The sequence below is a fragment of the Pseudobutyrivibrio sp. UC1225 genome, assembly GCF_900115215.1.
Taxonomy (GTDB): Bacteria; Bacillota; Clostridia; order Lachnospirales; family Lachnospiraceae; genus Pseudobutyrivibrio.
Genome location: NZ_FOVQ01000007.1, coordinates 1 through 17,568, shown reverse-complemented (window position 1 = coordinate 17,568; position 17,568 = coordinate 1). Strand labels below are relative to the sequence as shown.

Here is a 17,568-nt window from a genome sequence, read left to right as displayed (position 1 = left end):
AAAAAATTTTTTAATAAAAAAAAGACACTGCTTTCGCAATGTCTTTTCTATACTTTATTCCATATTACAAATTTAAAAACCCTTTGTTCTTGCTAGATAATCTGAATATCCGTCACAGAAGGTTTTATACTTCTGTCTGCTAATCATAACAGATTCACCGTCCTGAAGAATCACATCTGTATGGCTAAAGGAATCTATGTATTTCATATTTACCAAAAATGATTTATGACATCTAAAGAAAAACTTTGGAGAAACTCTCTCTTCTATTGCAGACAAAGTCTCGTTGCATTCTATTGCATCATCCTTGTTTATACAATGAATAATACTCTTTTTTCCATTTCCCTCTACAAAGGAAATCTGATTTTCTTTAATGTAATGGTTAACACCCTCCGCCTTTATTGCAAGAGTATTGTCACTGTTCAAGCTGTTATAGTAATCATCCATTGCCGAATACAGCTTTTCCTTGTTAATTGGCTTCACCAAAAATCTAAAGGCTGCAACCTCAAAGGTATCATAAACTATACTAGTGTAACTACTAAGGAATATTATGGTAACTTCGGAATTTATCTTTCGAATTTCTCTGGCAATGCTCATACCATCCTTACCTTTGTTTTCAAATTGATAATCAAGAAAAATAAGATCAAAATCTGTTACTTCTTTTAGCAGACTCTCACCGCTTTCAAACTGCTTGGCAGTGTAGTCCACATCTTTTGCCATACAATAATCAAAAAGTGCCTTATCAGTTTCTTTTCTCATGAATTCTGAATCATCACATATTGCAACTCTAATCATAATAATTCTCCCATCCTGCTAGTCAAATACGAATGTTATCTTCGAACTAAAGCGCCCATTATCAAAATTGATTTGCATATTTCCATTGTATTTTTCCGCCACTTTTTCAATATTCTGTAATCCAAAGCCATGGATTGTTTTCTCTTCCTTAGTGGTTGCAATCTTATTGCTGTTTATGATACATACATCACCACTAGGATTATCTGTGCATAAAACCCACATCTTCTTCTTTAATATAGAATTAATATGGATTGTCTTTTCTCCATCAATCTTCTCACAGGCTTCGATGGCGTTGTCCAAAACGTTGGAAAGCACCACAACCATGTCTACATCCTTAACTTTTTCCGCTGGTATAAAGCCCTCAAAAACAATATTAGTGTTGTACTGTGCCGCCTTTGTATCCTTGGCACTTAAGATGGCATCAGCCATGAAATTTCCTGTATCGTACTTTGGTCTAAGCTGAGCACAAATCTCCTGCATTTCTTCAATATAAGAAGATGCCTTTTCGTTTTTACCCTCGTTTATCATTACATGCAAAACAATAAGTAAATTCTTTATATCATGTCTGAATTTCTTCGTCTGATTATCCTTCTCGATAAGTTCGTTATAATAATCAGTGGTCTGTTTCATCTGGTCTTCAAGAAGAAAATTTATGTCCTCAAGAAAATTCTTTTTCTCTGTTATAACTATTACCTTTATAATCAGCAAAACCGTTGAAACAACCACTATTCCCATTATTATTCTGATAAATGTTTCAAACTCATCAGATCTGAATATCAAAGCTTCCAATATACCTATTGTAAATAAGATAATAATTAAGTGGATATGGTCGATGGATGACAAATCTGCTATCCAAATTTTAAAGATATTTCTCTTTCTAAGCATCAACAGAATTAAAGAAACTATCAAAAAAAATACTGCGCCAATTATTTCCGTTAAATGACTATATTCATATGGAATTGTCCACACTCTGTCAAATATTAATGAAATGTTATAACCAATAAAAGAAGTCAACTCTACAAAGAAAGCAATAATTGTTAAATTTTTAGGTTTCAGGTCGTAAAAAGAACTGAGAAGAACTCCCGATTTAAAGAATACAAGAACAGTAAAAAACATAGCTGCTACCATTGAACTACTGTCTTCTACCACCACATACATATACCCAACCAATATTAATAGATATACCAGTAACTTAGCTGCAAAATCCCATATTCTAAACTTTTTAGGTGCTATATTTAGGAAATGCTTTACTAATATATTTACATTACAAAGCTCCAATAAACTCCAAATAATAATTATTATGATTCCTACTAAGTGTGTCATTTTTCTCCCAATCAACCTGATGTAACATTTTTAAAATCTTGGTAATTATTGTATAACAATTTTCGTAATTTTTAAATAAAAAAAGCTGAAATCGTTGCGATTTCAGCTTTACATGGTTCCTCTTATATAAACGTCAGTTATGAGGTAATCTTCCTCTAAATTCATTAATCGAATTAAGCAATATTTGCTCTTTGACAACTCTTTATACTTACCTAAAAGAAATTCATCGATTTCTTTTAAATTTTTCTGTAACTCTTCCTTTGAAGTCTCTAGTCTAACTCTGAAGGATGGCCATACCGTAAGTTTATTTAAAGCTTCTTTTGTATCTATTTTTTCATATATTTCACAAATTTCATCTTTAAATTTAACCACGATATTGCCATCATAATTTTTCTCTTTATCAAGAAATTCCTCGAATAATTCTTTTCGTTCACATACTTTTTTATTCGAATAATTAAAAACTAGCTCTTCGTGCTCTAATACTAAAATTTTATAATACCTCCTATCATTTTATTAGTGACCACCGCCACCTTTTCCACCCAACCAAACTGGCATATGTCGTGTCCTCCTTTCATTTAGTTTCTTATGTCCTTGCCTTATGTGTATATAATATACAAATATATTTCTTTTTTTTATTTTCAGAGTGAATGGTATGATTTCGGGAGTGAATGGAAAAAATGGCACTGCAAATTTGCAGTGCCATCCAATTTATGCATTTTGAATCTTTCCAGTATAGAGTTGATAATACTTTCCGCCTTCGCCAATGAGCTCATCATGACTTCCGCGCTCGATGATTCTACCCTGGTCAAGAACCATGATGCAGTCCGAATTGCGGATAGTAGAAAGTCTGTGAGCGATAACAAAGGTTGTACGTCCGTGCATCAGCTTATCCATACCATCCTGTACAATCTTCTCTGTACGTGTATCGATAGAAGATGTAGCCTCATCAAGAATAAGTACTGGAGGATCTGCGATAGCAGCTCGAGCAATAGCAAGAAGCTGTCTCTGACCCTGTGAAAGGTTTCCACCATCACCCTTGATTACGGTGTCGTAACCCTGTGGCAATCTACGGATGAAGCTATCTGCGTTAGCAAGCTTAGCTGCTGCAATAACCTCTTCTTCTGTAGCATCCAGCTTACCGTATCGGATATTGTCTGCAATAGTACCTGTAAAAAGGTGAGTATCCTGAAGTACAATACCAAGTGACTTACGCAAATCAGCCTTCTTAATCTTATTAATATTGATTCCATCGTAACGAATCTTACCATCAGCGATATCATAGAATCTACTAATAAGATTTGTGATTGTAGTCTTACCTGCTCCAGTAGCACCAACAAAGGCAATTTTCTGACCTGGAGTAGCAAAAAGCTTGATGTTGTGAAGTACTGGCTTGTCTGGGTTGTAACTAAAGTCAACATCGTCGAATACTATGTCACCAGTGAGCTTAACGTATGTTGTTGTGCCCTCAGCTTTGTGATAATGCTTCCAAGCCCACATACCTGTACGCTCTTCACATTCTACGATTTCTCCGTTTACTTCCTTGGCGTTTACAAGCATTACATAGCCATCATCTGCCTCTGGCTCCTCATCGATAACCTCAAATACACGCTCAGCACCAGCCATAGCAAGTACGATAGACTGAAACTGCTGTGAAATCTGATTTACAGGCATATTGAAGGCTCTGTTAAACTGAAGGAATGCTGCAAGACCACCAAGTGTAAGTCCTGTCCAACCATTTATAGCAAGCACACCACCTACTACGGCACAAGCAAGGTAACTGATATTACCCATCTGCATGTTTACAGGGCCGATACAGTTTGCAAGGCGATTTGCTTTGTATGCATTGTCGTAAAGTTCTTCATTAAGCTCGTTGAACTTCTCCATTACTTCTTCTTCATGGCAGAATACCTTTACAACCTTCTGACCATTCATAATCTCTTCGATATTACCATTTACTGCACCAAGAGCCTTCTGCTGCTTTCTGAAATAGCTACCAGAACGACCAGCTACAGCTGCTGTTGTAAAGGTAATAAGGGCAATCATAACGATAGTTACGACTGTAAGTGGCCAAGATGTAAGCACCATATATGTGAATACAGTTACGATAGTGATTGCACTGTTGAGAATCTGTGGGAAACTCTGTGAAATCATCTGGCGCATTGTATCAATATCGTTGGTGTAGATTGACATTACATCACCATGTGGGTGTGTATCGAAGTAGCGAATTGGCAAATCCTCCATCTTCTCAAACATGTCATCTCTAAGGGAACGAAGTGTACCCTGACCTACGAAAATCATTACGTAGTTGTAAACAAAGGTAGCTATTGCACCGATTGTATAGTAAGCAATAAGCTCTTTAATAGCTGCTGCAAGTGGTCCAAAATCTGTGCTTCCAGACTTGAGCATTGGCACGATATAGGAATCAATAAGAGTCTGCATAAAGGCAGTTCCCTTTGCGTTGCAAATAACCGCAGTAAAAATTCCTGTAACTACAACTATCAGATGAAGCCAGTAATTGGCTCCGATGTATTTAAACAGGCGGCCAAGGACGCCTCTTCTTTTAGCCTTCTGCTCTGCTGTCAGTTTAGGAACTGCTCCTGGTTGTGGTCCTCTAGGCATTGTCCTTACCTCCTTCCTCGTCTACTTTATCGAAATCACCGCTTCCAGCACCTGTCTGCTGCTCGAAAATCTCACGGTAAATCTGATTTCTTGCTAACAATTCATCATGTGTACCAAAATCATCAATTCTTCCGTCATCCATAACAATGATTCTGTCTGCATCCATAACTGAATTGATTCTCTGAGCAATGATAAGCTTTGTTGTGTTTGGAATCTCCTCACGGAAAGCCTTTCTAATCTTTGCATCAGTAGCTGTATCTACAGCTGAGGTTGAATCATCAAGAATAAGAATCTTTGGCTTCTTAAGAAGAGCTCTGGCAATACAAAGTCTCTGACGCTGTCCACCGGATACATTTGTACCACCCTGCTCGATGTGTGTGTTGTAACCATCTGGGAACTTCTCGATGAACTCGTCTGCGCAGGCAAGCTTAGCTGCGTGCTTTACTTCTTCATCTGTAGCGTTCTTATCACCCCAGCGAAGGTTCTCAGCAATAGTTCCAGAGAAAAGAACATTGTTCTGAAGAACCACAGAAACCTCATTTCTGATTGTCTCCACATCATATTCTTTTACGTTTCTACCACCAACAAGAACCTCGCCCTCGTTTACGTCATAAAGACGAGAAATCATTGAAACAAGGGTAGATTTTGCAGAACCTGTTCCACCAAGAACACCGATTGTTTCACCTGAACTAATCTCAAGATTTACATGGTCTAATACTGGACGTTCTGCGGTCTTGTTGTAACCGAAAACTACATCCTTAAACTTGATAGAGCCATCCTTTACCTCATAAACTGGGTTCTCAGGATTTGTGATTGTACTCTTCTCTTCAAGTACCTCATATATACGCTGCATGCTGGCAATTGACATTGTTATCATAATGAAAATCATAGCAAAGAACATAAGTGAGAAAAGAATGTTCATACAGTAGCTGAAAAGTGAGAGAAGCTCACCAGTTGTAAGTGTGCCATCTAATACTATAAACTTCGCACCAAACCAGCTGATAAGAATGATACATGTATAAACCACTACATTCATAAATGGCATTGTGAAAGCTACCATCTTCTCAGCTGAAGTTGCTGCCTTGTAAATACCGTGGCTGCCCTCTGTAAATTTCTTCTTCTCAAACTGCTCACGTACATATGCCTTAACAACACGCATACCAGTGATGTTTTCCTGTACTGACGCATTTAAGGCATCATACTTCTTAAATAAGGTAACAAATAATGGACGTGCCTTTGCCATTACGAAGCTCATAACCGAAAGTAATACAATCATGGCAACCAAATATATAGAAGCTAAACGCACGTTGATTCTGAATGAAAGAATCATGGCAACTGCTACTGTAACAGGTGCTCTAAAGCCCATTCGAAGAATCATGATAAACGCATTCTGCACGTTTGTTACATCTGTTGTAAGTCTTGTTACAAGACCTGCTGTAGAGAACTTATCGATATTCTCAAATGAGAAGGTCTGAATGTTCTCAAACATCTTCTTACGAAGGTTCTTTGCCAAACCGGCTGATGCCTTACTTCCTAAGATTGCACCCATAATACCACCGAACAATCCTATTACGGCACATACCAGCATCTGGCCTCCAATGCTATATATTTCTGTAAGGTTACCTTTTTCAACACCCTTATCAACAAGATCTGCAATAAGAAGTGGTATAAGCATTTCCATAGCAACCTCAAGAACCATAAAGACAGGAGTCATAATAGCCGCTAGCTTGTACTCTTTAATTTCCTGCAATATTCTTTTGACCAAAATCTAATCCTCCTTCTTTTCTTCAACGTAGGATTTGTAATCCATAGCGTTTTTTCTCATTTTTTCAAGGACCTCCACCACAATCTCTATCTGCTCTGGTGGAATGTCGCTTGTAATATAATCATCAACTGCCAATATCTGAGATTCAGCAAGGTCATTAAACCTTTTCCCCGCCTCAGTGACAATGATTTGCTTTTTTCTGCCATCACCATCAACAGGTACCTTGGCAATATACCCACTCTTTTCCAGACTCTGAATCATATCTGCAAGAGTAGACTTTGGAAAGTGAAATATCTTTTCCAGGTCTTTTTGATAAACTGGCTCAGTCTGACGCTCTAAAAAACCTAACAACCAACCGTTCTTGACGTTGCAGTTTTCTGCATCTATCTCGATAACTCCTCGGTTTACAGCTTTTCTAATTTCTCGTGATGTGCAATCAAACATAAAACCCAAATGTCGTCTGCTATCAAAATCAGCAAGCATAATTTATACCCCTTTCCCCTGAATTTAGTTCGAATCCGTATAGTCCGACTCCGAACTAATTCACATTATACACTCTAAAATGTGTTCATTCAACAAACAATTTATAAAAAATCTATTAAAAATTCCCCGAGAGCCTTTTCACGTGGTATAGTAGACAGTGAACTAAGAAAAGAAATAGTTCACTTATTATGGGTTTTAGACGACATCATGTGCTTACTTCATATATATGTGTTTCGAGGGGATAAATAGTAAATAAGGAGTACAAATATGAGAGAAAGAAGTAAGGATTTAAGAGTTAGAAGAACTATCAATTCTATCAGACGTGCATTCTTCGAGCTCGTTTTAGAGAAGAATTATAATGAGATCTCTATTACTGAACTTACAGAAAGAGCTGGCATTAATAGAAAGACCTTCTATTTGCACTTTTCATCACTTGATGATTTCGTAGCTGAGATTGAAGAAGAGATTGTGGCTGACATTCTCGATCATATCGGCTCTAATGCAGAAGCATTTGATCTGGCTGGATGTATTACAAACTTCTATTTATACCTGGAGTCATGTAATGAAGTACAGCAGAAGCTTCTTTGCGATGAACACTACTCATTCTTCTATGAGTCTGTTACAGAGGGTGTTCTTCGAAGCGTACCATTCTCAAGATTCTTCGAGCGTACAGAATATCCTTCAATCGTACGTTCATACACCATCTCTATTACCTTCATTTATAGAGATTGGCTTAAGAGTGGCAAGCAGATTCCATTTGATGTTCTTACAGCACAGGCTAGTAAGATTGTTGAGAATGGATATGCTGGAATTATTAGAAAGAAGTAAATTCAGAACACAAAAAAGTGGCCCGGATAATCCGGGCCATTTTTTTATCTAAATTTAATATTAAAGGATAAGCTTCATAGCTCCATAGATACCTGCATCGTTTCCAAGTGTAGCAAGTGTAATCTTTGTGTTCTTGCAGCCATGGAATGCGATTTCGTTGAATCTATACTCAACTTCATCGATAAGATACTGGCCAGCTTTAGAAACACCGCCGCCGATAACGAATGCCTCTGGGTTTACTACACAAGAAATAACCTCTAATCCCTGTGCAAGGTACTCGCATGCTCTCTTAACAACTTCCTTAGCAACAATGTCACCCTTCTTAGCCTCGTCAAATACAGCCTTAGCGTCAAGAGTCTCTACATTTCTAAGTGAGCTTGCATCCTCATTCTGTGCAAGACGAATCTTTGCAAGACGAGCAATACCTGTAGCTGAGCAATACTGCTCAAGACATCCGTGATTTCCACATCCGCAAGCATTCTCTTCGTTGTAGTTTACACGAATATGTCCAATTTCTCCTGCTGCACCTGCTGCACCGCTGATAATATCATCATTGATGATAACACCACCACCTACACCTGTACCAAGAGTAACCATTACTGAGCTAGAATATTCCTTAGCTGCACCCATCCATGCCTCGCCAAGTGCTGCAACATTTGCGTCGTTACCAGCCTTAACCTTAAGACCACCAAGGCACTCTGAAAACTCCTGCTCTACATTGAATACGCCCCATCCAAGGTTAACGCAACGATTTACAACGCCATCCTTAGAAACAGGTCCTGGAATACCGATACCAACACCTGAAATATCATCAGCAGCTATATTCTTTTCTTCCATTTTGTTAGTAACTGCCTGTGCAAGGTTCTTTAAGATGTTAACACCACCATTTGTTGTGTCTGTAGGAACCTCCCATTTCTCAACTAATTCTCCTTCTGTAGTAAACAAACCACATTTGCATGTTGTTCCGCCCAAATCAAGGCCAAATCCATACTTTGCCATTACTTCTTTTCTCCCTTTCGTATAACTATATTAATCGGTTACCGTGGTAATCTCTATATCTGTAGCATTATCAGGTATTGCACCAGCAGGAATCTCCGTACCTTCGAAGGTCTGTGTGATGATTCTGTAGGCTGGCTGCTCTTGCTGTTGCTCCACTCCCTCAGGATTCTCTTCATCAAAGACACCATATTGCTCCTCGTCTTCAACGTCTTCCATATCTTCAGGGTTCTCCATTTCCGCCTGCTGTTCTTCAGTACCAATAAATTCTACTGGCTTTTTGAAGGCTATTGGAGTGAGCCCTTCATGAATCTGTGCCATGAACTCATTCCAAATCTTCGCAGGATAGGTAGATCCCTTTAATCCAGGAACCGCTTTAGGAATGTCATATCCCACCCATACGCTTGTGGTGTAGTAGTCGGTATATCCCACAAACCATCCGTCTCGATTGCTATTGGTGGTACCTGTCTTCCCCGCAACAGGCATGTCCCCAAGGTCAATACCCTTTGCCGTACCGTCAGTCACTACCGATTGTAGCATATCTGTCATTGTTCGTGCAGCATTTTCTTTATAAACTTCAATTTCCTCCTCGCCTGTCTCATATATGACATTTCCCTTAGAATCGGTAATCTTTGTGATACAGGTTGGATTTCGCATATATCCATCATTGTAGATAGTCTCATAGCCCTTCGCCATCTCCAGAGGACTCACTCCCACAGTAAGTCCACCCAGACATGCTGCCATGCCATAATCATCCTTTTCAATCTTAGAAAATCCAAGCTTTTTCAGGTATCCAATACCTACCTGAGGTGTAAGCTCCTCATATATTTTCCATGCGATTGTATTCTTAGATACGGCCACTGCCTGACGCAACGTCATCTCTCCTGAATAAGTTCCACCTGCATTCTCAGGACCATCCTCAATCACTTCATCAACTACGATTGTGTCTGGTGTGTACTCTCGCTCAAGTGCAGGCGTATACACAATCAAAGGCTTAATAGAGCTACCTGGCTGTCTGTAGCTTTGATAGGCTCTATTAAGAGTGTAGCCTGTAACCTCCTGACTACGGCCACCTACAATAGCTTTAGTCATTCCTGTTTTGTTATCTATACATACTGCTGCAGCCTGAAGCGCATATATGCCCTCTTCGTTTGTATCTGTGAAGCTCTCGAGATTGTTATCGATTGCTTCCTGAAGCTGATTTTGCATATTTAAATCTATGCTTGTATAAATCCTATAGCCCGAGGTAAAAAGACTCTTATTCCATTGGTTATATGCTTCTTCATACGCCTTATCATAAGATTTCTGTCCTTCAGTAGTTGTAAAATCTGTCTTAAATTCAAAACCATCAAGCTCCATCAAAGCCCTTGTTGCACAATAATATACATAGGTCTCCACATAATTATTCTTTGTATTAACAGTTCTGTTCAGAAGAATCTCCTCGTTTAATGCGCCCTGATAGGTCTTATCCCCAATCACACCATCATCGTACATGGCCTTTAAAATCAGGTTTCTTCTTGTAATGGTATTCGCAGGATTAACCAGTGGGTCGTAGTAAGTTGGACTATTTGGAATCGCAAGCAAATAGCATATCTCTGACAAGGTAAGGTCACCAATATCCTTGCTAAAATATCCCTTTGCTGCAGCCTGAATGCCATAATATCCATTAGCAAAATATACATTATTTAGGTAGAATTCCAGAATCTGATCCTTGGAATACTTCTTCTCCAGCTCTGAGGCGATATAAATCTCCTCCACCTTTCTCTGCCATGTTTTCTCGCTGGTAAGGAAGATGGTTCGCGCCAACTGCTGAGTGATAGTACTACCACCCTGTGTAATCTCCTTATCACGCATGGTAGCAACCAGCGCTCTTACAATAGCCTTGTAGTCCACGCCTGCATGCTGGTAAAACTTCTTATCTTCTATTGAAATAATTGCCTGAGTTACATAAGTTGGGATTTGATCGAAAGTGAGATAGTAGACATCCTTTTCACCCTTAAGCACCGATATTTTTGTTCCGTTAGCCGCATAGACCTCGCTGGTCTCTGTTTGTCTAAAGGTAGAAAGGCTGGAATGACGCACGATAGTAAAAGCCTCCGTTTTAAGTTTGGAGACCTTGGAAGCATAACCACTCATATAGTAGAATGATATTCCCGCCATGAATATGAGTAGTAATACGATTTGAACTTTAATTAACCGTATGATTTTTCGATCAACGGTCTTTATTTTCTGCGCAGTTCCACTCATACCTTCATTTTACGCATTTGTCATTTTCTGTACAATACGCCCCACAAAACCCTCACTAATTGCTCACAGAAATTTCAAATGTCATATCTTTTACTTCTTTCCTAATAAAGATTGATTAATTGCCCTTTATCCCTTGTATTTACTGGCTTAGACAATTATCATATTGATAGTTTGGTTTAATGTCCCACTTTTATGATTTTTGGGGCAGAACATAGTCTAATATTTTAGGGAGGGTTTATCGTGGAAAAAGAAATACTTGGCAAAACCAAAAATAACGAAGACATTATTGCCTACACACTTGTTAACGAGAACGGTATGCAGGCTAAAATCATGAACTTTGGATGTAACTTACTTGAGCTTTGGGTTCCAGATAAGGACGGCATTCTTTCAGACGTAGTTCTTGGATATGAAAAGATTGAAGATTATTTTGTAAATGGACCTGGCTTCGGCTGCTGCATCTGCCCTAACGGCAACCGTATCGGCGATGCAAAATTCACTCTCAACGGAGTAGAGTACAAACTTGATGTTAATGATGGAAAGAACAACCTTCACTCAGGCTTCAACCCAATGCACAAGCGCATCTGGGATGTAGAATCTGTTGATGATAAGCACATTACCTTCACTTGTCACAAGGTTGATGGCGAGTGCGGGTTCCCAGGAGAAATGGATATCACTATCACATACACACTTGGCGATGACAACTCTATTCGCCTTGATTATTCAGGGGTTTCAGATGTTGATACAATCTTCAACCCAACTAACCATTCTTACTTTAATTTGAATGGTCACGACTCTGGTTCTGTTATGAATCACATCGTTTGGATAGATGCAGACAAATACACTCACACTGATGAAGCTTCTATTCCACACGGTGAATGCCGTGATGTTAAGGGTACTCCAATGGATTTCACTACTCCAAAGCCTCTTAGCAAGGATACAGACGCTGATTATGATCAGCTTAAGTGGGCAGGCGGTTTCGACCACAATTACTGCTTAAATAATCCATCACTTACTAAGCCATCTTGTACACTTGAAGATCCTGAGAGCGGCAGAAAGATGGAAGTTTACACTGATTTACCTGGTGTACAGCTCTATGCTGGTAACTACCTTGATTCTTCTCACATTGGAAAGGGTGATTTCCCATATGACAAACGCTACGGTGTTTGCTTTGAGTCTCAGTTCTTCCCAAATGCAATCAATGTACCTTCTTTCCCACAGCCAATCGCAAAAGCAGGTGTTAAGGCTCACTCAACAACAATTTACAAATTCGTATAATCGTATAAAAAAGTAGGCAGCCCCATTAGAGGGACTGCCTTATTTTAATGAGCTGGTAACTATCAAGCTCTGAGTGTTGCTCAAGGAGCCAATCTCGCGACGGAGCAATACTCAGGCTTGAGAGTGTAACCAGCGGACTATATAAATGCTTTAATCTGCTTGTAGATTCCTTCTGCATCAAGCTCATACTTAGCAAGAAGCTTAACGGCTGGGCCTGACTCTCCGAAAGTATCCTTTACACCGATGCGAAGCATCTTTGTAGGGCACTTCTCTGAAAGAACCTCTGCTACTGCTCCACCAAGACCACCGATAACTGAATGCTCTTCAACAGTAACAACCTTGCCTGTCTTTGATGCGCTCTTTACGATAAGATCTGCATCTATAGGCTTGATTGTGTGGATGTTGATAACCTCAGCATCAATTCCTTCCTCAGCAAGCTTCTTAGCAGCTTCAAGAGACTCATTAACCTCAAGTCCTGTAGCGATGATTGTAAGGTCCTTACCTTCCTTAAGAACAACACCCTTACCAATCTCAAACTTGTAATCAGCATTGTCGTTGATTACAGGTACTGCAAGACGTCCAAATCTAAGGTAAACTGGGCCGTCCATCTTGTATGCAGCCTCTACAGCAGCCTTAGCCTCAACATCATCAGAAGGATTGATGATTGTCATACCTGGGATTGTACGCATAAGAGCGATATCCTCGTTACACTGATGTGAAGCACCGTCCTCACCTACTGAAATACCAGCGTGAGTAGCACCAATCTTTACATTAAGGTGTGGGTAGCCAACTGAGTTACGAACCTGCTCGAAAGCTCGTCCAGCTGCAAACATAGCGAATGAGCTGCAGAATGGAACCTTTCCTGTAGAAGCGATACCAGCAGCGATACCAACCATGTTTGACTCTGCAATACCGCAGTCAATGTGGCGCTCTGGGAAAGCCTTCTTAAAAATACCAGTCTTTGTAGCCTCTGCAAGGTCTGCATCTAAAACTACAACATTATCATATTTCTCACCTAAAGCAACGAGAGCATTACCGTAGCTCTCACGAGTTGCGATTTTCTTAACCTCTGCCATTACTCTTCACCTGCTTTCCTTAATTCTTCCATAGCAATTGCATATTCCTCATCGTTAGGAGCCTTTCCATGCCATCCTACCTGGTTCTCCATGAATGAGATGCCCTTACCCTTAACTGTCTTCATAACGATTGCTGTAGGCTGACCCTTTGTTGCCTTAGCCTCAGCGAAAGCAGCGCGAAGCTGGTCAAAATCATTACCATCAGCAACTTCTACTACGTGGAAGTTGAAAGCTCTAAACTTATCAGGGATTGGATATGGGCTGTTTACATCCTCGATACGTCCGTCAATCTGGAGGCCATTATTATCAACGATTACGCAAAGGTTATCAAGCTTCTTTGCAGCTGCGAACATAGCAGCCTCCCATACCTGACCTTCCTGGATTTCACCATCTCCAAGAAGTGTATATACCCTATAGTTCTCATTTGAAAGCTTAGCTGAAAGAGCCATACCAACTGCAACAGAGATACCCTGTCCAAGTGAACCAGATGATGCATCAATACCTGGTGTGTGCTGTACACATGGATGTCCCTGAAGGTGTGAACCGATGCTACGGAGAGTCTTTAAATCCTCAATTGGGAAAAAGCCTCTCTGTGCAAGTGTAGAATAAAGACCTGGTGCTGTGTGACCCTTTGAAAGTACAAATCTATCACGATCTGCCTTCTTAGGATTCTTTGGGTCGATATTCATCTCCTCAAAATAAAGGTATGTAAATACCTCTGTTGCTGATAAAGATCCGCCTGGATGTCCAGCCTTAGCTGCATGAACACCTTCAATGATGCCTTTGCGGACTTCAATCGCTGTTTTCTTAAGCTCTTGATTTGTCATTTTTCTCCTCCTAATTACTTAAATATCCAATGCCACATTGGCTATGAATTATCTTATTTATCTCATTTCATCAAGTGTGATTAGCATGATGTTCTTAATAGCTGATGAAATGGTGATAGCATTTTCATGGAAACCTGCATTTGAGAATACCAAATAGAAGGCATCCCCCTGTCGGTGAAGCTGCTTTGTCTTCTCAATGAGAGATTTCAACTGAGCTACCTCAATAGGCTCATGATTGTAGTAGCACTGAGCAAATATAGTAGCAGATTTACCTTCACATTTTCCAAGTGAAACAAGGTCAAAGCCATCTGTAGTGCCAGCCTCGTCGTCGTTAACCCACCAGTTTCCAATCTCCTCAACAGTGAATGGAAGCATATTTTTATCACTTTGATCTGCAAGATATTCCCCACAAATCTTGATGAATACAGTCTCCATATATTCATCCATCGAAGCTTCTACTTTACCCCAAAGAGCTTCAACATCACCTGATATATAGGCGTCATAATTTGGAACAATAAACTTATACCAGAACAAGGTGCTAGTATTTACTATTGAATATCTTGTCTTCTTACGATTAGTAATCTCTGTAATGGCTGTATCCTTAGTGCAGATACCAATAGCCATCAGAGAATTAAGATATGGTACAACCACATCCTTTGGCTTCTCAACCTCAGCAGAAATCTGATTTACACGGTTGAGCCCCTTTGCCAATGTAGTAAGCATATAGTTGTAATATGCCAACTCTCTAAGCTCTGTAGCCATAATCTTTTCTGGATTAAGGCCGAGTGCAATATTTTTATCCAGGAATAATCTGGTAGTAATCTCTTTAACTTTATTATCTCCTGTAATAGGAGTAATACCATAGCCCTCGAAGCCTTCTATGGCAAGAAGAGCTGCTACCTTTGCAAGATTGTGAGGAATTCCACCTGTGATGCCATAAAGATATGCTGCTTCCTTTGGACTTGCATCACCAAAGAACAGGCATGAATCATAGAAACCTAAAGGCTTTACCTCTAAATCCAGTGAAATATCCTTACTCCAGATGGCTTTCTTTCCCTTTACATATTTATCAAGGAGCACAAAGGCATCTGAACAAAGTATCAACTTGATTGGCAAATCCTTCCATGAGCCTTTAATTGCTTCATGTAAAGCCTTATCAAACTCAGGATCAGCCTTAACAAAGTTTGGATATTGATCGATAATAATGAGCTGCTTGCTGCTTTCAGCACGCTTTGCAATCTCATCGCAGAATGATGCGGCATCAAGTGATTCTACGCCCATCAGCTGAGCCAATCGCTCCATCTGATGCTTTCCAGTAGTCTCGTATGCCTCAAAGAAAAAGGCATCCTTGTCACTTGCGAACTCCTGTAAAAGCGCTGTTTTGCCAACACCAATAGAACCCGATACTACTGCAACCTCTGCAGTATCTCCTTCATAAAAACCATTTAGTAATTGAATTTCATTCGTTCTTCCTTTAAACATAACACCTCTCCTCTGCAGTACCTATTGGCACATGCAAATCTATGGTATCACGTTTCAACTATTCCTGCAATATCACCGATTTTCTCTATTTATTTTTGTTTTGTTTAAACTATTTTAGATTTTACCATATTTACTTTTATTACTTTAGCATTATCTCTCTTTTCAGGCAACTCTTCTTTCCATTTTTTTACCTTTAAGGGTGAAATTTTAAAGAAATTTTAATACACAGTTATTTCTCAGTTCTAAAGACTCATTATGCTATAATCATACTAGAGAAGGAATTACAAGATTATATCAATAATATGTAAAAGAGGGTTAGCCTATGCCTGGTTTTATAGCACATTTATCCTTTGGCGAACAATCATTATCTTTTATAGAATTCGCTGAAACTCGCAAGATAATAGATTCACATCAAACCACGTTTAATCTTGGCCTACAGGGTCCAGACATTTTCTTCTATCATATCCCTGCCTATTTATTTTACAGCCAAAATATAGGTAACGTTATGCATCGTTCTGATGTTATGCTGTTTTTTGACCGTCTTTTTGACGCTAGAAACGCTGTAGAAGATAGTCACGATAGAAATATTTGCGATGCTTACATTCTTGGCTTTATCGGTCATTATTCTCTCGATGTAGCATGTCATCCATATATATATTGTAAGAGCGAACACATAAATAATTTAAAACGTGGGGGAAAATACGATTTTGGAAAGCATGTATCATTAGAAACAGACATTGACCATGTTTTGTTAGATCATTACAAGAAATTAAAGCCTTCCGATTTCGATTACGCAGCATCAGTACGCCCAACTTCCCATGAACAGGATGTAATCGCTAAATTGCTTTTTAAGGCATTAATTAACACCTATGGCGATAAATGTATACGTCTAGGCACTATAAAGAATGCTATAAAATCATTTATTAATCTTAATCATGCAATGCATGACCCTACTGGACATAAAAAAAGAAATTTAAGGCATATAGAACAAACACTGTTTAAGTACGCTTTTATATCTTCAATGATACCAAGCGATAACATTATCAAATACCAAGACCCTTGTAATCTCGAGCACAATGAATGGCATAACCCTTGGAATCCTGGAAGGAAAAGAACTGAAAGTTTTTTAGATTTATTTAATCATGCTATGCCAAATTATATTGAGTGTATTGATTTATACTCTAAGGCTGTTGGTATTACTGATTTCTCTGGTTTAGACTTGGATTCAATCGCTGAAACAAATAATTATCTACGATACAGAAATCTATTATTGATGAGCTTAAGTGATTTTAGCTACCTAACTGGACTTCCTTTATAGAAGATTTAGACTCAGAAGATGTCGAAAGGCATCTTCTTTTTATATGAAAAAACCCTTCAGTAGAAATACTGAAGGGTAAAATAAAAGTGCCCAGAGTCGGAATCGAACCAACGACACGAGGATTTTCAGTCCTCTGCTCTACCAACTGAGCTATCTGGGCACGTAGTTGCGGGAGATGGATTTGAACCACCGACCTCCGGGTTATGAGCCCGGCGAGCTTCCAGACTGCTCCATCCCGCGATATTAAAAAAGATGGGCGGTGGTGGATTCGAACCACCGAAGCAATTTGCAGCAGATTTACAGTCTGTCCCCTTTGGCCACTCGGGAAACCGCCCATGTTATTAACTAAATATATTCAATTGAATGGGACCTACAGGGCTCGAACCTGTGACCCCCTGCTTGTAAGGCAGATGCTCTCCCAGCTGAGCTAAGATCCCACATTCAAACAATATTGAATTAAACGACCCCAGAGGGACTTGAACCCTCGACCTCCGCCGTGACAGGGCGGCGCTCTAACCAACTGAGCCATGAGGCCAT

The 17,568-nt window shown here is 39.4% G+C and carries 14 protein-coding genes and 5 tRNA genes; 3 read left to right on the top strand and 16 right to left on the bottom strand.

All coding sequences use genetic code 11. The annotated features are described in order from the left end of the window. Positions 1-72: 72 nt before the first annotated feature. The 6 genes from BMZ41_RS09955 to BMZ41_RS09930 form a co-directional block, all read right to left on the bottom strand. Entirely contained in the window at positions 73-792 is a 720-nt protein-coding gene (locus BMZ41_RS09955; RefSeq protein ID WP_090169713.1) for a LytR/AlgR family response regulator transcription factor, read from the bottom strand. Positions 793-810: 18 nt separating this feature from the next. Then, on the bottom strand, positions 811-2,115 hold the full coding sequence (locus tag BMZ41_RS09950; protein ID WP_090169716.1) for a sensor histidine kinase: 1,305 nt from the start codon (positions 2,113-2,115) through the stop codon (positions 811-813). 108 nt (positions 2,116-2,223) lie between these two features. Next, complete coding sequence (locus BMZ41_RS09945) at positions 2,224-2,604, bottom strand: DUF5975 family protein (protein ID WP_242942050.1); 381 nt, start codon at positions 2,602-2,604, stop codon at positions 2,224-2,226. Between the two features lie 219 nt (positions 2,605-2,823). Further along, positions 2,824-4,734 carry an ABC transporter ATP-binding protein gene (locus BMZ41_RS09940; protein WP_090529217.1) on the bottom strand — a complete coding sequence of 637 codons (1,911 nt, stop codon included), beginning with the start codon at positions 4,732-4,734 and terminating at the stop codon, positions 2,824-2,826. Continuing rightward, complete coding sequence (locus BMZ41_RS09935; RefSeq protein ID WP_090529214.1) at positions 4,727-6,499, bottom strand: ABC transporter ATP-binding protein; 1,773 nt, start codon at positions 6,497-6,499, stop codon at positions 4,727-4,729. The genes BMZ41_RS09940 and BMZ41_RS09935 overlap by 8 nt, the downstream gene beginning before the upstream one ends. Positions 6,500-6,502: 3 nt before the next feature. Continuing rightward, positions 6,503-6,982: a MarR family winged helix-turn-helix transcriptional regulator gene (locus BMZ41_RS09930; RefSeq protein WP_090169724.1), complete on the bottom strand. Its 480-nt coding sequence runs from the start codon at positions 6,980-6,982 to the stop codon at positions 6,503-6,505. Positions 6,983-7,249: 267 nt separating this feature from the next. Between BMZ41_RS09930 and BMZ41_RS09925 the strand changes: the two genes are divergently transcribed. After that, on the top strand, positions 7,250-7,810 hold the full coding sequence (locus tag BMZ41_RS09925) for a TetR/AcrR family transcriptional regulator (protein WP_028247491.1): 561 nt from the start codon (positions 7,250-7,252) through the stop codon (positions 7,808-7,810). A gap of 60 nt (positions 7,811-7,870) precedes the next feature. On the opposite strand, the gene BMZ41_RS09920 is transcribed toward BMZ41_RS09925, so the two are convergent. Together BMZ41_RS09920 and BMZ41_RS09915 are read right to left on the bottom strand one after the other, a co-directional pair. Further along, positions 7,871-8,809: an ROK family glucokinase gene (locus BMZ41_RS09920; protein ID WP_090529211.1), complete on the bottom strand. Its 939-nt coding sequence runs from the start codon at positions 8,807-8,809 to the stop codon at positions 7,871-7,873. 30 nt (positions 8,810-8,839) lie between these two features. After that, on the bottom strand, positions 8,840-10,888 hold the full coding sequence (locus BMZ41_RS09915; RefSeq protein WP_242942048.1) for a transglycosylase domain-containing protein: 2,049 nt from the start codon (positions 10,886-10,888) through the stop codon (positions 8,840-8,842). Between the two features lie 405 nt (positions 10,889-11,293). Here BMZ41_RS09915 and BMZ41_RS09910 point away from each other — a divergent pair, with 405 nt between their 5' ends. Next, the gene (locus tag BMZ41_RS09910) at positions 11,294-12,328 is read left to right on the top strand and encodes an aldose epimerase family protein (RefSeq protein ID WP_242942047.1); all 1,035 of its coding nucleotides are present in this window, start codon (positions 11,294-11,296) and stop codon (positions 12,326-12,328) included. 137 nt (positions 12,329-12,465) lie between these two features. Here the strand turns inward: BMZ41_RS09910 and BMZ41_RS09905 are convergent, their stop codons facing one another. Genes BMZ41_RS09905 through BMZ41_RS09895 form a run of 3 tightly spaced genes read right to left on the bottom strand, consistent with a single transcriptional unit; the run spans position 12,466 to position 15,713 of the window. Then, positions 12,466-13,404, bottom strand: coding sequence for a transketolase family protein (locus BMZ41_RS09905; protein ID WP_090529205.1), 939 nt, complete (start codon positions 13,402-13,404; stop codon positions 12,466-12,468). Beyond that, on the bottom strand, positions 13,404-14,231 hold the full coding sequence (locus BMZ41_RS09900; RefSeq protein WP_090529203.1) for a transketolase: 828 nt from the start codon (positions 14,229-14,231) through the stop codon (positions 13,404-13,406). Before BMZ41_RS09900 ends, BMZ41_RS09905 begins: the two co-directional genes overlap by 1 nt. 57 nt (positions 14,232-14,288) lie before the next feature. Continuing rightward, positions 14,289-15,713 carry an ATP-binding protein gene (locus tag BMZ41_RS09895; RefSeq protein WP_090529200.1) on the bottom strand — a complete coding sequence of 475 codons (1,425 nt, stop codon included), beginning with the start codon at positions 15,711-15,713 and terminating at the stop codon, positions 14,289-14,291. A 322-nt stretch (positions 15,714-16,035) separates the two neighbouring features. Here BMZ41_RS09895 and BMZ41_RS09890 point away from each other — a divergent pair, with 322 nt between their 5' ends. Continuing rightward, positions 16,036-17,031, top strand: coding sequence for a zinc dependent phospholipase C family protein (locus tag BMZ41_RS09890; RefSeq protein WP_090529197.1), 996 nt, complete (start codon positions 16,036-16,038; stop codon positions 17,029-17,031). A gap of 87 nt (positions 17,032-17,118) precedes the next feature. On the opposite strand, the gene BMZ41_RS09885 is transcribed toward BMZ41_RS09890, so the two are convergent. The 5 genes from BMZ41_RS09885 to BMZ41_RS09865 form a co-directional block, all read right to left on the bottom strand. Then, positions 17,119-17,191, bottom strand: a tRNA-Phe gene (locus BMZ41_RS09885). 6 nt (positions 17,192-17,197) lie between these two features. Then, a tRNA-Met gene (locus BMZ41_RS09880) sits at positions 17,198-17,271 on the bottom strand. Between the two features lie 13 nt (positions 17,272-17,284). Continuing rightward, positions 17,285-17,366 (bottom strand) — tRNA-Tyr (locus BMZ41_RS09875). A gap of 29 nt (positions 17,367-17,395) precedes the next feature. Then, positions 17,396-17,468, bottom strand: a tRNA-Val gene (locus tag BMZ41_RS09870). A gap of 24 nt (positions 17,469-17,492) precedes the next feature. Continuing rightward, positions 17,493-17,566: transfer RNA gene (locus BMZ41_RS09865), tRNA-Asp, on the bottom strand. Between the last annotated feature and the right edge of the window lie 2 nt (positions 17,567-17,568).